Source organism: Ornithinibacillus bavariensis, assembly GCF_050433565.1.
GTDB lineage: Bacteria > Bacillota > Bacilli > Bacillales > Amphibacillaceae > Ornithinibacillus > Ornithinibacillus bavariensis.
This window is the reverse complement of record NZ_JBNPWZ010000001.1, coordinates 412,256-431,823: the sequence shown is the minus strand read 5'-3', so window position 1 is coordinate 431,823 and position 19,568 is coordinate 412,256. Positions and strand designations below refer to the sequence as shown.

The 19,568-nt window shown below is 33.9% G+C and carries 17 protein-coding genes; 6 read left to right on the top strand and 11 right to left on the bottom strand.

Annotated elements, in window-relative coordinates; all coding sequences use genetic code 11:
• The first annotated feature begins 134 nt into the window (after positions 1–134).
• The gene (locus tag HNR27_RS01935) at positions 135–2,168 is read left to right on the top strand and encodes a LuxR C-terminal-related transcriptional regulator (protein WP_429338560.1); all 2,034 of its coding nucleotides are present in this window, start codon (positions 135–137) and stop codon (positions 2,166–2,168) included.
• Between the two features lie 54 nt (positions 2,169–2,222).
• On the opposite strand, the gene HNR27_RS01930 is transcribed toward HNR27_RS01935, so the two are convergent.
• From HNR27_RS01930 to HNR27_RS01915, 4 genes are all read right to left on the bottom strand, one after another.
• Positions 2,223–3,566 carry an FAD-binding oxidoreductase gene (locus HNR27_RS01930; protein WP_429338559.1) on the bottom strand — a complete coding sequence of 448 codons (1,344 nt, stop codon included), beginning with the start codon at positions 3,564–3,566 and terminating at the stop codon, positions 2,223–2,225.
• Positions 3,567–3,951: 385 nt separating this feature from the next.
• Positions 3,952–4,827: a chemotaxis protein gene (locus HNR27_RS01925; RefSeq protein ID WP_429338558.1), complete on the bottom strand. Its 876-nt coding sequence runs from the start codon at positions 4,825–4,827 to the stop codon at positions 3,952–3,954.
• Between the two features lie 87 nt (positions 4,828–4,914).
• Positions 4,915–5,415: a hypothetical protein gene (locus tag HNR27_RS01920; RefSeq protein ID WP_429338557.1), complete on the bottom strand. Its 501-nt coding sequence runs from the start codon at positions 5,413–5,415 to the stop codon at positions 4,915–4,917.
• Positions 5,416–6,353: 938 nt separating this feature from the next.
• Positions 6,354–6,620, bottom strand: coding sequence for a DUF4190 domain-containing protein (locus HNR27_RS01915; RefSeq protein WP_212920549.1), 267 nt, complete (start codon positions 6,618–6,620; stop codon positions 6,354–6,356).
• Between the two features lie 327 nt (positions 6,621–6,947).
• Between HNR27_RS01915 and HNR27_RS01910 the strand changes: the two genes are divergently transcribed.
• Positions 6,948–7,811, top strand: a complete 864-nt coding sequence (locus HNR27_RS01910) for a Cof-type HAD-IIB family hydrolase (RefSeq protein WP_429338556.1) — start codon at positions 6,948–6,950, stop codon at positions 7,809–7,811.
• A gap of 143 nt (positions 7,812–7,954) precedes the next feature.
• Here the strand turns inward: HNR27_RS01910 and HNR27_RS01905 are convergent, their stop codons facing one another.
• The 3 genes from HNR27_RS01905 to HNR27_RS01895 form a co-directional block, all read right to left on the bottom strand.
• On the bottom strand, positions 7,955–8,995 hold the full coding sequence (locus HNR27_RS01905; protein ID WP_429338555.1) for a C39 family peptidase: 1,041 nt from the start codon (positions 8,993–8,995) through the stop codon (positions 7,955–7,957).
• A 329-nt stretch (positions 8,996–9,324) separates the two neighbouring features.
• Positions 9,325–11,178, bottom strand: coding sequence for an asparagine synthase (glutamine-hydrolyzing) (gene asnB, locus HNR27_RS01900; protein ID WP_429338554.1), 1,854 nt, complete (start codon positions 11,176–11,178; stop codon positions 9,325–9,327).
• Between the two features lie 322 nt (positions 11,179–11,500).
• Positions 11,501–11,632 (bottom strand): hypothetical protein, encoded by a 132-nt coding sequence (locus HNR27_RS01895; protein WP_280530740.1) that lies wholly within the window; start codon positions 11,630–11,632, stop codon positions 11,501–11,503.
• A 430-nt stretch (positions 11,633–12,062) separates the two neighbouring features.
• Here HNR27_RS01895 and HNR27_RS01890 point away from each other — a divergent pair, with 430 nt between their 5' ends.
• On the top strand, positions 12,063–12,524 hold the full coding sequence (locus HNR27_RS01890; protein ID WP_212920545.1) for an SRPBCC family protein: 462 nt from the start codon (positions 12,063–12,065) through the stop codon (positions 12,522–12,524).
• Between the two features lie 44 nt (positions 12,525–12,568).
• Here the strand turns inward: HNR27_RS01890 and HNR27_RS01885 are convergent, their stop codons facing one another.
• Entirely contained in the window at positions 12,569–12,832 is a 264-nt protein-coding gene (locus tag HNR27_RS01885; protein WP_212920544.1) for a YciI family protein, read from the bottom strand.
• A gap of 141 nt (positions 12,833–12,973) precedes the next feature.
• Between HNR27_RS01885 and HNR27_RS01880 the strand changes: the two genes are divergently transcribed.
• Positions 12,974–13,438 (top strand): YndM family protein, encoded by a 465-nt coding sequence (locus HNR27_RS01880; protein ID WP_429338553.1) that lies wholly within the window; start codon positions 12,974–12,976, stop codon positions 13,436–13,438.
• Positions 13,439–13,591: 153 nt separating this feature from the next.
• Here HNR27_RS01880 and HNR27_RS01875 read toward each other — a convergent pair whose 3' ends face one another.
• The 3 genes from HNR27_RS01875 to HNR27_RS01865 all read right to left on the bottom strand — a co-directional run bounded on the left by HNR27_RS01875 (position 13,592) and on the right by HNR27_RS01865 (position 16,729).
• Complete coding sequence (locus tag HNR27_RS01875; protein WP_429338552.1) at positions 13,592–14,545, bottom strand: ABC transporter permease; 954 nt, start codon at positions 14,543–14,545, stop codon at positions 13,592–13,594.
• A complete protein-coding gene (locus HNR27_RS01870) occupies positions 14,538–15,464 on the bottom strand; it encodes an ABC transporter ATP-binding protein (RefSeq protein ID WP_429338829.1) in 927 nt (308 codons plus the stop codon). Before HNR27_RS01870 ends, HNR27_RS01875 begins: the two co-directional genes overlap by 8 nt.
• A gap of 71 nt (positions 15,465–15,535) precedes the next feature.
• Positions 15,536–16,729 (bottom strand): DUF418 domain-containing protein, encoded by a 1,194-nt coding sequence (locus HNR27_RS01865; RefSeq protein WP_429338551.1) that lies wholly within the window; start codon positions 16,727–16,729, stop codon positions 15,536–15,538.
• Between the two features lie 230 nt (positions 16,730–16,959).
• Between HNR27_RS01865 and HNR27_RS01860 the strand changes: the two genes are divergently transcribed.
• Positions 16,960–17,670 (top strand): response regulator transcription factor, encoded by a 711-nt coding sequence (locus HNR27_RS01860; RefSeq protein WP_212920541.1) that lies wholly within the window; start codon positions 16,960–16,962, stop codon positions 17,668–17,670.
• On the top strand, positions 17,667–19,403 hold the full coding sequence (locus HNR27_RS01855) for a sensor histidine kinase (RefSeq protein WP_212920540.1): 1,737 nt from the start codon (positions 17,667–17,669) through the stop codon (positions 19,401–19,403). Before HNR27_RS01860 ends, HNR27_RS01855 begins: the two co-directional genes overlap by 4 nt.
• The last annotated feature ends 165 nt before the right edge of the window (positions 19,404–19,568 follow it).

Here is a 19,568-nt window from a genome sequence, read left to right as displayed (position 1 = left end):
GTTCCTCTATTAAGGTACGACTAATTATGTAATCTATACTTACTAAGTCATACACTTGTCTTGACACTATCCTACCCCTGTAATACATTTAAATTATCCAACTCTTCAAAATTGCCCTAAGAGGGGGAATATAATTGAACATACATGAAGGTTCTTCAACATCTTTCAAAGGAATAAATGAAATTATTCAGGAAGTAGAAGATGCTTATTTTGTTGGTAGAAATGAGGAGTTGAAGTTCTTTTGTGATTTTTTAACAGCACAAAACCCTAAACAGAGGATCATACATTTTTACGGTAGTGCTGGAATTGGTAAAACTTTTTTGCTTAACAAGTTTGCTAGAATTGCTGCAGCGCAACATATTCCCTTCCTTCATTTAGATGCTCGTGATTTTCCCAATACAGCCGAAGGACTATTTAGCCATTTTCAAGCCTCCCTGACAACATTTATTGCAACACATGAATTGGACTATTCTCCACCAACAAAAGTAGAAAGCAGCTTACAGATTCTCAACCAACTAGGGGAGAAAATTATTATTGTTATTGATTCCTATGAGCAATTATCTACTTTAGATAGGTGGTATCGCGAGACATTATTACGCTATTTAAGGCCAAACTTTTACATCATCTTAGCGGGTAGAAAACCATTGACTGGCGAATGGGTAGAGTCTCCTGCGTGGCGTAAAATTACAAAGCAAATTCAATTAAATCCATTCACCTATGATGACACACTCCTATTCCTCACGAAAAATGAGATAACTGAAAGTAGTGATATACAAGCAATATGGAAATATACAAGCGGCAATCCATTACTACTTTCTTTAGCAACGATGAGCAATATTTCATCAAAGGTTAGCTTAAAATATGAATCCGATTCCGAGTTATTAGGTGCTTTAACTAAAAGATGGTTAAGTGAAGCAACAAACGAGCGAATAATAAGTTTAATAGAGGTTGCAGCATTATTTCATCAGTTTGATCAACAAGTCATATCTACAATTCTTCAAGAAGAAATCTCTAATAAAAAGTTTAATGAACTTATATCACTTTCCTTTGTGCATAAAGCAAAGAAAGGATGGAGTATTCAAGAGCTAATCCGAGATACCATTCGAATTGAATTAAAACATAAAAATCCAGAGCGTTACGAAACGTTAACTAACAAAATTATTCAATATTATTATCATCGAGTTATAAATTACCCTACTAAAGAAGATATAGCATCATTTTTTTATCACATTGGTGATGATGTTATCCAATCGGTATTTTTTCAAGATACAGCATTAGATACATCTATGTATTTAGAACCTATAGGTGAATACAACTTTGAAGAAGTGGAGAGTTTTTTTAAGTACATAAAGGAAAACATATCGGAAAGTATAACTAATTATTATAACAGAACTACCAACCTGTCCTTTCAGTTTGATGCATCAATAGAACATAATAAGCAGGAGCTAAAGCTAATAGGACCTGAATATATAAAAAAGATGGGCTACGATGGATCTAATTTATTGAAAAGAATTAATGGAGAGGTTATTGGAATATCCATTGTGGTCCCTATACATAAAGAGACACTACCACTTTTGGAAAATGAACCTGTGTCTAGAGCTTACTTTAAAGGTTTAACAGAAGCGGAAAAAAGTTACTATAATGTACCAGTAGAAAAACCTGCTGGTTACTTTATTCGTTATCAAAATTATAAGGATCCATCCGATAGTGCTGCTCGTGCTCACTTGTTGTATAGTTTATTTCCTTTAATATTTTCAAAGGGAAGGCTTATTATATCAACACCTTTAAAGCTATTTCAAGATCTTCTATATAAGTTTGGTTTTCAAACCGTTCCAAAAGCAGTACATTATGACTATGGTGAACATAACCCAACACCTACATTTTTATTGGATGTCAGTGGTCCGAGGCTAGCTCCTTATCTCAACCAATTTTTAAAAGAGTACAAACAGAAAAACGAATTAGACGTAATTATTGAGGAATTTTCATTGACAAAAAGAGAACAAGAAATTGTCAAACTACTACTAGAAGAAAAAACAATCCTAGATATTGCTAAAGAACTATATATAGCAGAGATTACTGTCAAAAAAGCATTAAGCCGTATTTATCAAAAAGCAAATGTAAAGAATAGAATTCAACTTACGAAGCGAATCATGCAATTATTAAAATAAAGTATTCATTTCAAACATTGAAAAGGTAAGCTACGAACAGCTTACCTTTATTTGTTACTCGATTAATTTATGTTCAGAACAGAATAAATTATATGGATCATACTCTTTTTTCAACCTTACTAAGGTATTATGAATACATTTATAAGAATTTCGATATACTTCCTCATTTTCGTGGGAACTGTTTAAATAAGATGTCTTGTTATAGGAATATGGTAGTAATTTCTCATAAATTTGACGGATCCATTTTGATGTATGTTCTGGGTTTGCTCCAATTTCTGCGTCTACTATTAAGAGATAGCTACCATCCCTGATTGTAAAAGCTGATTCATAAGTTGATATACGATTTATTTGACCATGAAGCTCCAATAAATGTATTGTCACTTGAATGTCTGTTTTATTAAATTCGTCTAAAAGAATATTGATCGCTTCTTGATTTAATTCATCAAAAAATAAAGAGATACCTTCAATTGCAAAGCCTTCCTGAACAAAAGGATCAAATTTCTTTTGCATATCAGTATAAGTCATTACTTCAGTATTATCTGTAATTGGTTCTGCTAAGGTAAGCAGTGGTTGAATAATTTTTTCCTCTACCTCGAGGCTCAACTCACCAATGTACATCCCTATTAAGCGTACGGTAGAAATGCTCCCCTTTCCATTTGGGGCAATATTTGTGATGACCACATTAAATGAAATATCATCTACAGCGAATTTGCGATATTCCTCTACTTTTTCCAGAATCTGCTGTACATCCTTATAGTCATACACAACATCAATTCCTAAAATATATTGACCAACAGGGTACAGCTTCAATTCAAATTTCGTTACAACTCCAAAGTTCGCCCCTGCTCCACGAATAGCCCAAAATAAGGAAGGATGTTCAAAGCGATTGACATAAATTAATTCTCCTTTGGCAGTTACCATATGAACTGCAATTACATTATCACTTGTTAGCCCATATTTTGCCCTCAAGTAACCTAATCCTCCACCAAGCGCTAATCCAGATACACCAAGATTGGCACAACTGCCAAGTGGAACAGCAAGGCCATATTCCTGTGTTAGCTCATCAATTTCATAAATCTTTGCACCTGCACCAACTGTCGCAACCTTAGTCACTTCATCTACATGAATATGATTCATTAAGGATAAATCTATTAAAACAGCCTCATCTTTAACAGACTTACCAGCAGGATGAAATCCGCCACCACGGACAGTAATCTTCAGATTCCTCTCTTGTGCATATTTTACTGCTTCGATCACATCCGCTTCATTTTTGCATTCAAAAATAATGGCCGGATGCCTGTCAACATGCACATTCCAAACTTTCCGTTTGAAATGGTACAAAGGATGATTACTCTCAATTTTCTGGCCAGTCTTTTGCATTCTTACATCATGACCCATGAAAATTCCTCCATTACTAACATATTTAATCGGTGGGGACCGTATTAATATCTATGCATAATGAATCTAGTAATCCTCATCAATTTAAGAGAAAGCTTACCACATAACTAGGAGTTTTGTAATGTATACGTTAGTATATTTTTTATAAAAATATTAAAAATAGGATATATTTCCCCTTATTCGATATTCTTAGTGAACTTCATTTCCCTAAGTATTTATATAGAGATTAGTAACGACAAATAGATCTAAAGCCCTAATAATGAACGATAGAGTAGCAGTTTCAATTATTCTACTACCAACATAGGATTACAATAATAACCATTTTCGTTATAGCTAAATACATGTTTTATTCAATTCATAGATTTATAAGTTTGTAGTAAGGTATTTAAGAAAATGGAATATTCACTTGTTTATTTACGTGCTTCCATGTCCTTATTAGCCCATCAACAATAGGCTGAATTACTTCCTGATCGGTATCATACTTTAAATGGGACAACGGATTCCAGCTAGTTATTAATCCACCGGCATTAACTGCAACATCCTTTGTAACCGCTTGATTATATGCTTCATTTATTGCTTTTAATGGAAAGGCTAATACATCGTCCTTATCGTAAAAGTTTAGCCATTCGCCTTGTAAATTAGGATAATAATTTTTTAGTGTAGGGGAAGGTACTACTAACGGGGAGCCAAATTCAATATAACGAAGAGACCATAGAGCCATTGGGCTACCCAATGTATAAAACAAAGTTAATGTTTGACATTGTTCGATTGGTTCGATGCCAATACATTCCTTTGTCTCTTGGCCAATATAACGATTTTTATACTGTAGATCATAAAAATAATTACTAGCAATAACCGTACCTAGACTATGACTAATGACACATAGAGGAGCCTTTTTCCCTGCTCTTTCTCGTAGTTGCTGAATTGATTTTGCTACTAAGGCATGTACTTTATCATAATTTTGTCCGCCTTGTTTGGTAGGTTGATATGCTACAGCATCTGCTAAGAACTCAATAACAAACTTCCTAAGCCGAGCATAATCCAAATCTCGATATTTTCGGAGAAGTTCCCACAACTTCTCTTGCTCTGGTGCAAAAATTTGGGACCAATAAACAGGTTGAAAAATGAGTTCAGCCTCTGCATTTTGTTTAGGAAGCTTTCTTGCAAATGTTTCCTTAATCCGCTTGACTAACTTATCTGCAAAATTTGTCTCAGGAGTACCAGCACCATGAAGAATCAAGATAGCAATTTTTTGACTCATGAATCCTTCCTCCTATTCGTTTTTAATATAGACAAGTTATTGTTCTATCATATGAGAAAGTCATTAAAAAGTTAAGATGAAAATTACCTAATTTTCATCCATTTTCAAGAAATCTTCTGATTCATTATAATCCCAAAGTACTGTCCACTCTCCATCAAGACTCGTAACATAAACCGATTGAACAATCTCAAAGTTTCCAAAGATGCCCTCAAAAAATTGTCTCACTTCTGTTTTATATACTTCTTCGATTGGCTCACTGTCTTCATCTACCTGCCAATTTTTAATTAATTCTGGATCGTCCACTGTAAATGAAAATGTATGTACACCATTGTCATTAAATAAAGCCTGGACACGATCTTCTATATACTGATTCTTCTCCAGACGTTCCTTCATAAATGGATGGAACATTTTCCATGACTCTGCAAAATTCCCATCCTGTTCATAAGCGTAGAATTCCTCAACTGCGGCTTTTGCTTTACTGGAGGGAGATTTAACAAAAGTGAAGAACAGAACAACCGCTAACATACCTATAATCATCACAATAAGGAAAAGAATAAGGAATCTCTTTTGATAATTTCTTATCACCATATTGTACCCCCTACTGTTGAGCTACTATATAACTGTCTATTTGAAAATCTATGTATTACTACTATAAAATTGTATATGTTAGCAGTTGCTAAGTTATCATACAATAAGAATCGCAAGTGCGCATCACAACTAAAGTTCCAAAGTATTATCTATTCTTATAGCTAAAAATGTGTTTAGATTAAGAAACCATTCTATTTATTAAAAAAGTTATTTGTATTTTTTAAATAAATAGTTTGAGTATATGAAAAAAAATGAACACAACTTATTATTCAAAATCTATCATTTTAATAATAGTTTTTGCTTCTCAATTGCTATATTTCCCAACAGAAAGTCTTTTTCCACTAATCCGAAAATTAATTAATATGTAACTGGCGGCGCCTTGTAATTCAAATTTTTGCAAAAAAGGGGGATATTTACATGAAGAAAAAACTATTCAATATCATAATTATATTATTATCACTAAGTACTACGTTGCCAACTACAGTACTAGCAAAAAATAAAGATAAAGTCACATTTATGAAGTGAATTAATGCCTTTAGCACCAAAAAATTGCTGATCAAGAAATAATACAAGTAAAACAAGAAAATAGCTATATAACAGATGATAGTATAGGAAATTACCTTTTAATCGCAGAAGAAATTGATTCTATACTTTATGAAAAAGATATTAAAAGTATTCTTAAGGATTTTGATAATAAAACTATTGGATTTTTCTGAATAATAAATAATGCACCTGTTACTGAAATTCAGGTGGTGGAAGTTGTACCCTTATTGATTCTTTTCATTATCGGATGTGAATAGGTGAATAAACCTAGACCGAAAATAAATATATTATTTTATTAATGGTATGATATGAACTAGGAATTGTAAGTTTGTAACCCATAATTAAAAAAGTTCTTCCCATATTAAAATGGGAAGAACTTTTTTGTTTAAATATTATTAGTATGTAAATATTGAAGCTAATGCAGCCCAGAAAAGAACTTTTAAAATAATAGTAATGATTCCAGTAATTAATCCTGTTATTGCAAACCCCTTTTTCACAGGGTTTTTCATTGCAATTAAACCAAAAATAATAGCTAATATTCCAAGTGGATATGGTAATCCCGGAACAAATACTAAAACAAGACCAACTATACCTAGTACCATAGAAGTTATTCCTAAACCATTAGACTGATTCGAAACAGTTACATTTTGATTAGTCTCCATAATTATCCCCCCTTCTTTTGAACTAGTCCATAAGAATTATATATGAAATTAATAACTGAGTAAATACCTTTTATTATATTTACCATTAATAATGAATCATTATTAATTACTTAATTCACTAAGCACCACGCTCTTTAACCATTTTAGAAATTAGTTATCTGAATGCCTATTAATTAAAGTTCACTTTTCTCTAAGTGTACTCTTGGACAGAACATTATTAATTGCGTTTTATTAGGCTAGGGTTATGTACAGCAGCTATCTTTGGGTCTTTTTTATTTTTCAGCTATAATATAGATGTACATCAAAAATATATAGGAGATATAAAACATGAAATTAATAGCAACTGATATGGATGGGACATTATTAAATGAATATGGGAAAATAAGCGAAGAAAATTGTACCGCTATTAAACACGCTTTAAATAAAGGAGTTCAGGTAGTTGTAGCAACAGGCCGTTCATATGAAGCAGCATACAAACCTCTTCAGGAAGTAGGTTTAAAACTTCCAATTATTAGCCTTAATGGTGCAAACATCCACGATCTCCATGAAAATTTACTTCAAAGTACTCCAATGGATCCGACCTCTTGTCTATCCATTCAACAGGCATGTCATAATGAAAACATGTATTTTGAAGTTTTTACAAACAAAGGGATATTTTCCGTAAGTCGAGAGCATTTTCGGGATGTATTAGTAGATATAATGGTCACCGCCCACCCAACATTTACAAAAGAAGAAATTCAAATTGCTGTTGAGCAACGCTTTCAAGACGAAAGGGTAAAATTTACCGAGGATTATCATACATTATTTCATGATCCTGCCATTGAAGTATATAAGATTCTTGCTTTTTCACTAGATGAGACAGCCTTAAATAGAGTGAAGCAATCCTTAAGGGATCAGAATCAAATTGCTATCACTTCCTCTGGGAGTATAAATCTTGAATTTAATCATGTGCATGCGCAAAAAGGAATTGCTCTAAAGTTTTTTGCAGATTCATTACAAATTGATATGAAAGACGTCGTTGCATTTGGAGACAATTATAACGATTTAAGTATGCTACTTGATGCTGGTATTGGTATCGCAATGGAAAACGCTGAAGAGGACATTAAAAAACAATGTGATATGGTTACAAAGAAAAATACTGAGCATGGCGTTGGGTATGCTATCGAAAAGCTATTGAGTGAAACAGATTAATATACTTATTTTTTTGTATCAAAAATAACCAAAATAAGCATAGAGTATCGTGGTATGCTTATTTTGGTCTCTCAATAATTAGGACTATTGTATAGGTAATAAAATTGTCCAAGCCTCTTACGGTTATTCAGCTATTGCAAGCATTATTGTATTATCATCGCATGGCTACCAGCCATCTCATATATTTCAAAGAATCTCTTTTTAGGGTATGCTATGTTTCCCTTGAGTGGATCCATTACAAATACTTGATTCTCACTAAAGCCCGTTAAAACTACAGTATGAGAGTTTCGAAGTACATCTATACGTTTATCAGTATCGCGGATATACCAAGAATAATTAAATAATGGATCTCTTTGATCAATGGTTGTCCAAATGATTACAGGTATACCTTCTAAAATATAGCTTAGCAATTCTTTCTCAGTACTCCCACTAATATCCACTGGTTGATGAGCACCTTTTACTGACTTGAAAAATAGATTCGCGGTTTCAATAATAGGCTGGACATAGCTATAAAAGCCTTGGTTTTTACTTCTTGGATCACCAGCATAAGCTTCCATAGGGTTTGCCCCATATAATTTACCATTTATAACCTCAAATGGTACCTTTGGAAGATAATCATCGGCAAGTTCAGTTTTATCAGCTTCATACCCATAATAAGTTAAAATAGCTGCTAAAGATGTTACCTCACAGCCATTAGGCAATTCAGGCTGCTGAAGTGTTGCTTCAACTGGAAGTTTCATTTCTGTTGGTATTAATTCATTGTTGTCATTTCGTTTAAATGCAGTAACTACAGAGGATATCTCATTTTGAAATTCAATGGTCTCTTTTTCTGTTTTCAATTCCACCATTAGGGTTTCGTCATTCACTTGGTAAGGCAGGACGACATTTGACTGTATTACTTGATATTGCCTATTTAGTGGTAACTTTTCTGATTCTGCTATCCCATCACTAGATGTAATAAGCTCTGTTATTTTCTGCTTTGTCTCTGGGTCAATTATTTGAAATGTTGCTCCATTTATCGGGTAGCCATTATGAGAATCGACATTTACAATGGTAATAACTCCCTTAGATTCATCAAAAATATCATGCACAAACGCATATAATTTATCCCCCTGAGTAATCAGGAGGATTGTGCCTGTGAATGCAATAAATAATAGGAATGAGTTTCGCAAAATTAACTTCATTGTGAACTACTCCCTTTAGTCCATTGTTAAAAAATAATAACCACTTTATAGGTCAAAAACACTAGTTTCTCCGCAAATTAACAAACATTCAATAAGGGGTTTCTCCCACTGAAAGTTAGTGATCTAATGTTTATTTGCTTGCGGTGAATCACCAACTTACCTTCCTTGGTAATCTCGCAGGCATCTTGAAAGCAATATGTGGAATTAGTAGGTAAGTCACACTTTTCCATTTGTACAGAGTAGTAAAAAATTACTATCTACATAGGTGTACTGAAAGCATTCGCCAAAAAATTCGGCGAATGCACTTTTATAAATTTCTGATACACCATTTAATCTTCTATATCTACAAAAAATCGCTTATACCATACGAGGAATACATACACTGTCCAAATATAACGAGCACGGTTTACTTGACCGTTATAATGCTCATCTAAATATTTCACAAGTTCTTCTGTATGGAAAAACTGTTTTGCTATATCGGATTCAAAGGTTTCTTTTACAAGGTTATAATATTTGGATTGCTTCATCCAGTCACGGAATGGTACAGGAAATCCAACCTTTGGACGGTTTGCCCATTCGTCAGGAAGTACCTCATTTGCAGCTTTCCGTAGTACATATTTTGTATCAATATCATTAACTTTTAAATGTGCAGGAATCTTTCCAGCCATCTCCATTACTTCTTTATCTAAAAAAGGAACGCGAAGCTCGATAGAATGAGCAGAGCTCATTTTATCTGCTTTTAAGAGAATATCTCCAGGTAGCCAATGCTTCATATCGACATATTGCATCTTTGTCACATTATCTTTTCCTGAAACCTTTTCATATGATTCGCGGACAATTTCTGCAGGTGATGGTGCATTTTTGTAATCATCTTTTAAAACATGTATTGCATCCTTTTCATCAAATACTTTAGCTTGGCCAATAAACTTCTCCTCTACCCTTTGACCACCTTTAGTAAAGAAGGTTGTAATCCTATTTTCAGGTAACTTCTTCGCTATATTAGAAACTGCTCTTCTTAAGAAGAATGGAAGCTTTTCATAGGCACGCATTTCTTTAGATGTCTCGTACCATGCATATCCACCGAAAATTTCATCCGCACCTTCACCAGATAGGAGTACAGTTGCATGCTTGCTTGCTAATTCTGCTAAGAAATATAGCGGAACTGAGGATAGGTTAGATTGTGGCTCATCCATATGGTATTGTACAGTTGGAATAACATCAAAGAATTCATCAACACTAATAAGCTTTTGATGATTTTCAATCCCAAGCTGTTTTGATAAATCTGCTGCGATGTTCGTCTCATTAAATATTCCCTCATAATCCTTAAATCCTACGGAGAAAGTCTTATCTGGCTTTAGGAGTGCTGTAACATAGCTTGAGTCAACTCCACCAGAAAGGAAGGAACCAACCTTCACATCACTAATACGATGGTATTTAACCGACTCTTCCATCGTTTCTTTAATTTTTCCCACATAATATTCCAATGAATTTTCTTCCGTATCAAATGGAATATCCCAATATTGCTTAATATCAATTTGACCATTCTTGTAAATCATATAGTGACCCGGTCTTAATTTATATACTCCTTTAAAAAAGGTTTCATCAAGAACAGAGTATTGGAAAGTTAAATATGGCTTTAATGCTTGTTTGTTCAATTCTTTTTGGAAGCCTGGAAACTTCAAGAATGACTTAATTTCAGAACCAAAAAGTAAAGAATTATCGGTAGTATTTTGTGTATAATAAAGTGGTTTAATACCAAAAAAGTCACGAGCAATAACTAGTGATTCCTTCTTCTTATCCCAAAGTGCAAAAGCGAACATCCCACGTAGCTTTTGAAGAATATCAATTCCGTACTCCTCATATCCATGAATAATGACTTCTGTATCACTTTGACTTTTGAAAATGTGGCCCTTTTCCTTTAAATCATCCATTAAAGTTTGGTAATTGTAGATCTCTCCATTGAAAATTATTGAAATGGAGTCATCTTCATTAAACATGGGCTGACTAGCATCTGTTGTCAGGTCAATAATTTGTAGTCTACGAAAACCTAATGTAATATTCCCATCTACGAAATATCCGTCACTGTCTGGTCCACGATGACCGATGGTATTCATCATCTCTTGAATAACACTTGCTTTATCTATATCATTTGAATTAGTTGCAAATCCTACAATACCGCACATAAACATAATCTCCTCTTATTCGGATTGAAAAACATTTTTCTATAAGATTATTTATCTATATATAATGTATGAGTAAGCCTATATCAATTCATACCTAATAATTTTATCAATTTCATGCTTTATTCTCAAGAGAAAGTACGACAAATCCCCTTATATTTCTACAAATAGTATTTATCGTATATTTACTATTTTCTTATAACAATGGTAAAAAAGAGGAAAGGAGTAGTCCGAGGATGGACTACTCCTTTAGGTTAACCTTGGAGAGAGGGGCCATAAAGGGCTATAAGAGGATTATTGCAGAAATAAGATTAGAAGTGCTATATTATGTAAATCTAGCTAGACTAATTTCAGACAATCTTCTATTTGTTGCGGCAATAATTTCCATTAGCTGTACAATTGTTTCTTCATGTCTTTCTACTATCCTTTTTAATTCAAGAAATTCTGTTTGGTTCATTATCATACCTCCTTCTCATACCCTTGTATTATAAATACCATATTTTAAACACCGTGACTAATACTCATTTTTTAAATTTGCGACCTAAATCGACTGGTAAAATACACAATAAATAAAGTTTGCTTGGAAATATTTTTGCATAATGGCATTTTAGATAAAATAATTCAAAAGAAAATTAATTATTTGCATTCGTTCTACATTTTTCGACAATATCTAAACTTCATTCATTTGTAGCAAAACTTTCGTGAATAATTAACCATAATCCTAATATACTTTGTAACATGAATTAAAGTGAAGGTTGTATTTTTGTCCAATGGATACAAACAATTTCTTCAAAACCCTAAGTTGAACAAAGCAGCTAATAGAAGGAGTTTATGTCAGACTTTCGTTACTATATGGGTTGTTATAAGAGAATAAAGGAGGTTGTGCTATGCCTGGAGGCACCTATTCCAAGGAATTGGATTTACCAATTGAAAAAATCTGGGAGTTTGTTAGCGATATGAATAAGTGGGCACCTTTAGTACCCGGGTATATTGACCATCAAATACTTAATGAAAAACAGTCGACTTGGAAGTTTAAAGGAGATATCGGAAAAATCCAAAAAACTGTTAATATGCGAATTGATATTACCGAGTGGAAAAAACCAACGAGTGTCCGATTTACGTTAACTGGAATCAGTGAAAATGTGACAGGAAATGGTTATTTCGAGGCAGAGAGCATAACAGCTTATAAAACGAAAATGACTGGTTATCTTACAATGTCTGCAAAAGGACTAATGGGGCCAATGGTTAATCCCGTATTAAAATCGTTAATTCCCAAAACAACAAAGCGACTTACAGAATCTGTCGCAATTAAAATAATTGAAAATCAGCGAATTGCTGCTAGAGGCTAATAAGCGTGAAGGACTGCACCTATCTAAAGGGACAGTCCTTCTATTTATGCCTGTTTCATATCCCATTCATGGATTTCATAGCCTCTTGCACCAGTTTGAATATAGGGATCCTCTTTGACTATCACCTCGACAGCATTCCGATTTTGTGCCTTATAAATGACTAGACCACCCGCTCCGTCGGTAAAGGGGCCTTTCGCAAATATATGACCCTCTTGTTGTTTCTTCTCTAAAAAACGTAAATGCTCTGGCCTGTGAATCTTACTTTTCTCCTCGTCCTTCATAGGTAAGAATACAGCAAAATATTTCATGTAAACTCCTCTTTTCTAATTTTATTTTCCATCGTATTGATATCATATTTTTAAGTGATTTGCCAAATAATAAGAGAAATACCATCATCATTTATTGTGGACGAGTTATTGTTAAAACTTATCTAAAGGATGTGTTTCGCTTTGAATCTGAACTGGAAGGTAATTGGGATTAAGCTAATCATTAGTACAATTGTTGTTTTCTCGATCTTTGGGATATTTTATCACGCCAATATCATGAATTTAATAGTCGTCAGTATCCTAACAGCAGGTGTCTCTTACTTCGTTGGGGATCAGTATATTCTACCAAGAACAAATAATCTAATGGCAACACTGGCCGATTTTGTTTTGGCATTCGCAACACTTGCCGTACTTGGAAGCTTTTTAATCGTCACAGATATGCCTGTTATATTAGCTTCCTTATTCGCTGCATTTTTCCTAGCCCTAACAGAGCCTTTGCTACATGCGTATATACAGGACGGAGAGGAAAAGGAAAGGGATAATATGCGTTATGTACCAGGAAGAAATTTACAAACGGAATTTGCCGAGGAGACGGACGAGGAAACCTTGCTACGTAAAAAAGATCCAAGACGAGATCAGACAGATTAGCGAACATGTACCTCGATTACAATATTACTGTGTTTATTATCCCCCTTACATTTTCAAAAGGATTCTAGTTAAATCTTTCTAAACTAGAATCCTTTTTATCCTTTTCCATAGTAAATAAGGGTAAAAGGGTTTTTTATGATTAAAATAAGCTTTTTACGTACCAGCTACATCACGCTTAACAAATACAATCCAAGATGAGATTACGAAAAAGGCATAATAAATCAATAGGATGATGATAGAAAATGTTAGACTCATTCCTTCTATGAAAGGTTCGTTACCATTTACATATTGGCTTAAATCTGTATTCGCAAACAAAATAAATTTTGCCCAGCTATGTTCTGCAAAAAACATGACAATTGAGTTTCCTGCTAACATTAAAAATACAGCTATACCAATAGCAAGAGCACTACTCCTAAAAATACTCGAAATCATAAACGCAAAGGTAGCCATCATAATTAGATTAACCATCTTGAAACCATATCCGACTAAAACTTCTTTTATTATTGATACATACGCTAATCCATTATTCTTCTCCATTACCATATGGGGATTTAATCCATCAACACCGAAGAATAAAGCACCAATCAACCATGAAAAAGCTATTAAAAAAAGAAGTGTCAGCAAAGCAAACAATATTACTGCAACATATTTTGATAAGAGTATCTTTACTCTAGAACTAGGACGTATCAGCAATAGCTTGATTGTTCCCCACTTAAATTCATTAGCAACTATCCCAGCCGCTACAATAATAGTGAACAAGCTAATAAGTGATACTAGAATGATGTTTTCGTGTACATATTGCCAAGCACCATAGCCTGGTGGCATGATATCATGTTCTAAATAATAATTGTTTTGTTCAATTAAACCGGTATTGTACTCCTGAAAAATTGCCTCTTCTTGCATCTCCTTCGTTAATTTATTGTTTTCCTCCTGTAGCTCTTCACGCCAAGTGTCTTCATTGTAGTCCCTCGTTATGAAGTCACTAGTAATTGTAATTAATGCTGCCCCAAATAGAATGACAGTAAGAAGGATATACATCACCCAAGTAGCCTTTTGGATGTAAATCTTTTTTAATTCATTTTGTGTAAGCTGCCAAAAATTAACCAATTGTGTTCTCTCCTATCAAATCAAAAAATTTATCTTCTAAGGTTGCCTTTGATACCTCTACCTGATATATGGAGATATCGTTTTTCACAAAGCTTTGAATGACGTTTGGTATGAGTTCCCGTTGACAATGAAAATGAATCAATCCACGATCGAAGTCCCCATCCATTCCAAATTCTTCTTTCATAATGCTAATAGCTTTGTTAGCTGGTTTTGCTTCTAATTGGACCCGACAAACCAGTTCTTCTATGTCATCTGCTATAGGACTCACCGATTGAATGGCGACTAGCTCCCCATTCTTTATAACTGCAATCCGATCACACATCAATTCTATTTCGGATAACAGATGACTAGAGATAATCACAGCCACATTTTCCTCTGTCGCTAGCCTGCGAATATATTGACGAATTTCTCTTATTCCTGCTGGATCAAGCCCATTAGTCGGTTCATCTAAAATAAGAACAGAAGGCTTATGTAACAATGCTTGAGCAATTCCTAATCGTTGACGCATTCCTAAAGAGTACTTGTTCACCTTTTGCTTAATCGCTTTTTCCAGGCCTACTAAGGAAATAACCTCTTGAACTCTCTCCTTACTAATACCAGGAATCATCCTAGCAAAGTGGTTTAAATTTTGTAAGCCTGTCATAAACGGATACATTTCCGGATTCTCTACAATAGCACCAACCTCACGTATTGCCTCTTTATAATGATGTTTTATACTTTTACCTTGTATAACCACATCCCCTTCTGTAATTCTCATTAGACCTACCATCATACGGATTGTTGTTGTTTTCCCTGCCCCGTTTGGTCCAAGAAAGCCAAAAACTTCACCAGATTTAATTTCAAATTCTAATCCTTTAATGATTTGTTTCTTTCCTATTGATTTCTTCAGATTTATTAGTTTCATTGCTGTATTATCCAATAGATATCGCTCCTTAAATCGATTATTAAAGTTAGACTGTGAGAGGACTACCATCCTCCCTCCATACTTTTTTAACTACCCACAGCTTTCTGTCCCGTATGTTGCTTTTTCTTTAGAGTGGTCTTTACCCTTCCTTTCCATGTTAAATAGGTGAAAACCCTCAACAGCTTTTCAAATGGCCCCATTTTCCAAAGTCTTAAATAATAATAACTAGCTATAAATTGGAGGCTATATATCCCGATAGCTAATATAATTCCATAAAATACACCGATCTTGCCAAATAGACCTATACCATATCCATAAAAAATAGAGGTACAAATGATGCTTTGAAGTAAATAATTGGTCATCGATAGGCGCCCAACTTGTTCAAAAAACAATAAAAAGCTCCACCTTTTTTCGGTATATAGAATACTGAATAGAAAGATATATCCAATTGCAAGAAGTGGTGCCCCAATCATATATAGACTCTCACCTAATGCAAAATCTAGGAAAACGAATTTGATTGATTTTAAGATAAGCCCAGTCACTAAAAAGATTACTGCAAAACGGATATACCCTTTTCTTTCCTGACTAGGATCTGTAAACCAGCCACTTTTAGCGGCATACATCCCGAATAAAAGCATTGGACAATACATCATCGGTGCCAACAATAGAATAAATAAGTAAGCATAATCTGGAATACCTAAAGGAAGATCTGCATTCAAGCGAAAATCAACGGTTTCCCAATATCCTCCAGATGAATAAATTGTCGTTTCCTTCTGAACATATGCTTCAGCACTTGTTATTTCCTTAGCTGATTTTTCAAATTCTCCTAGTCCTAAGATAGATGTTAGGGTAAATAAAACAATCGCCCAAATGAAAAGTGTCCTTTTCTTTCGATTTAAGAAGAACAAAGTCACAAAACCTAGCATCCCATAAGCAAATAAAATATCTCCCTCCCAAATAAACGTACTATGCAGTAATCCAATAACCAATAATAGAAAGAACCGACGGACTAGATGCCATATCGTTCTTTTATTGTGATATTCAAGTTTATTTTTCAGTAGAATAATAGAATAACCAAATAAAAACAAAAAAATAGGCATAAAGCTAGATTCTACAAATATCTTTACCCACACATATGCAGGCATATCAAATGCTGTTAGCTGAAAGCTAGTTATACTATCCTTGCCAAACATCCCATATTGAAAGATAAGCATGTTTGCAATCAATATACCTATTAAACTAAGACCTCTTAACCCATCAATAATTTGTAATCTTCTCATCTCTCTTTACTCCTTCTTCATCTCTAAAGTTATCGTAGCAATTCCAGTTTTCTACAAATTGAACAAAAGTTTACCAATAGATAAATTATTAATAATTCTGTGCCATTGAGAGATCCTTTGCTTTTCTATGGGTTGTTGGCATATTCTTAATGGAATTCTTACTTACTGTAATAATTTTTTGTTCAACTTCTCGTAAACTTCAAATGGTATGATAAATTGGGGTGAGGAAGTTGAAAGATATATCTATACTGATTGTTGATGACGAAAAATCAATCGTAACGATGCTAGAAACAATGTTGCATAAAGAGGGGTTTCATTATGTATACAAAGCCCACACGGGAAAGGATGCATTGAAGTTCTTAGAGGGAAATACCGTTGATATTATTATTCTTGATGTCATGCTTCCTGATGGAAATGGGTTTGAATTTTGTCCACAAATAAAACAGCTTTCGAACGCTTATATCCTGTTTTTGACTGCTAGGGTCTCTGACTTAGATGTTCTGACTGGCTTTGCAACAGGGGGCGATGATTATGTTACCAAACCATTTAACCCTTTAGAGATTGCTGCTAGAATTAAAGCGTATATCAGAAGGGCTGAAAGTCAGATTCAAAATACCTCTATTCCACAGAAGCGATATGAATATGGAAGATTTGTATTAGATGAAGCAGCTGGAGAATTGATCGTAGCGGGAAAGGTGGTCAGTTGTCCTTCACAGGTCTATTTACTATTACTTTATTTCTGTAAACATCCAAATATTGTATTATCCAAATCTACCCTCCTGGAAGCAGTATGGGGATTTGATAGCTATGTAGATGATAATACCGTTTCTGTACATATTAGAAGAATTCGAGAAAAAATTGAGAAAGACCCTAGTAATCCTGAGTATCTTGTTACAGTTCGTGGACTTGGCTATAAACTAGTAAAAGGAAATATATCATGAAAAAGTTAAGATGGCGTTTATTTTTAAATTTTTTACTGCAATTTATTCTAATTGCTGCTTCAATGCTGCTTGTTATCTTATTCACCTTAATATTTGCAGTATTGTTTTTTACACAAAATTATTCGCAACATAATTACTATCAAGCAATGATTGAAGCCATTTCCATGGATACAGGGAATTCTTTCACCGAATTAGAAATGACTGACGGCTGGGACAAAAACCTTTCCAAAGATAATGTATGGGTGCAAATAATTAATGAGGATGGACATGTCATTGATTCAGGAAATGTGCCAAGCAATATTCCAAAATTTTATAGCCATAATGATTTAATCACTTTAAAAGAGTCGAAGGAGCTTTATGGATATTCACTAGTTTTTTATTTGGAAACTACATATAAAGATAATTACCTATTTATTTTAGGCTACGAGGATAGAGCGAATCAATTATTACATCAAATTGTACAGAACTATGGTAGAGCGGGATATATTTCAGATAAGGATGTCCCCTACGTACAGGCTATACTAGAAAAAAACGAAGGAAAACTAGAAATTTATGATTCAAGTGACACATTACAGCTAACAATCGGCGAAGATATTGATAGTGGAAAGCCGATAGACGTTTTTGTAAGGGATGAATATCCAGATACTTTTTCTACTAAAGAAACTACCTATCAAGATCCAGATTCTGGAGTATTATGGGTACTTTACACACCAAATGAGAATAATAAGGAAATTGAGTTTAACGAAGCTCGTAATGTTTTAATTGCCTTTGCAGTTACTGCATTTATTGTTCTTTTCATCACGATCCTAGTATCCATTTGGAATGGTTTTCGATATGGGAACCCTTTGTTTATCTTCACTAATTTCCTGAGTAGGCTTGGAGATGAGCAATATGAAGAAGTACTTACATCTCGTGAAAAGAAACAAATTTTTAAACGTAATGGAAAAGTTAAATTTCGCTATCGATTATATAAAGAAGTTTTTCAAGCTTTTTATACTATGGCCGAAAAATTAAATAGCTCGAAAAAGGAAAGGGAACTGTTAGAAAAATCGAGAGAAGAATGGATGGTAGGAATATCTCATGATTTACGTACTCCGCTAACCACAATGCAAGGGTACGGAAAACTATTAGAAAATGAAGGATACGATTGGACGAAGGAAGAACTAACTGAAATCGGTAAAACGATTAATGATAAAAGTGAATATATGGTTAGGCTAATTGAAGATTTTACTCTAAGTTTTCATTTAAAAAATGATAACAACCATTTCTTGTTTGAATCTGTAGAACTAAACGCATTCCTGAAGGCGATCACGGAAAAATACTTTAACGATCGAACCATTGAGGACTATGCAATTAATGTCCACTTATTGAATTATGAAGTCTATTTGTCTATGAATAAAAGACTTTTCGAGAGAATGATGGATAATCTCATTTATAATGCAATCAAACATAATCCAAAAAATACGACGATTGATATACATGTTGTGGATGTTACGGAGAGTGACCAAATAATGATAACTATTAGTGATAATGGTGTTGGTATGGATGAGAGCACGAAACAGCATTTATTTGATCGTTTCTATCGTGGCACCAATACAGATGAAAGAGTGGAAGGAACCGGACTTGGCATGAGCATTGCTTTACAGATTGCAAAGCTCCATAAAGGAGATTTTCAGGTGGAATCAGAAGAAAATGAAGGCACGACCATTTCTGTATCATTACCAATTGAATGACAATATGCAAAAAGGAATTTCATTTACGAAATTCCTTTTTGTCTTTTTTCTAAGTCTCAGGATGATAATTCACCTATTTGCCTGTACATGGTTTCTAAATATGGTGTTTTACATTCACCCATGAACTTCCTAATGACAATTGAATAATAGAACCGCTCAGTAATG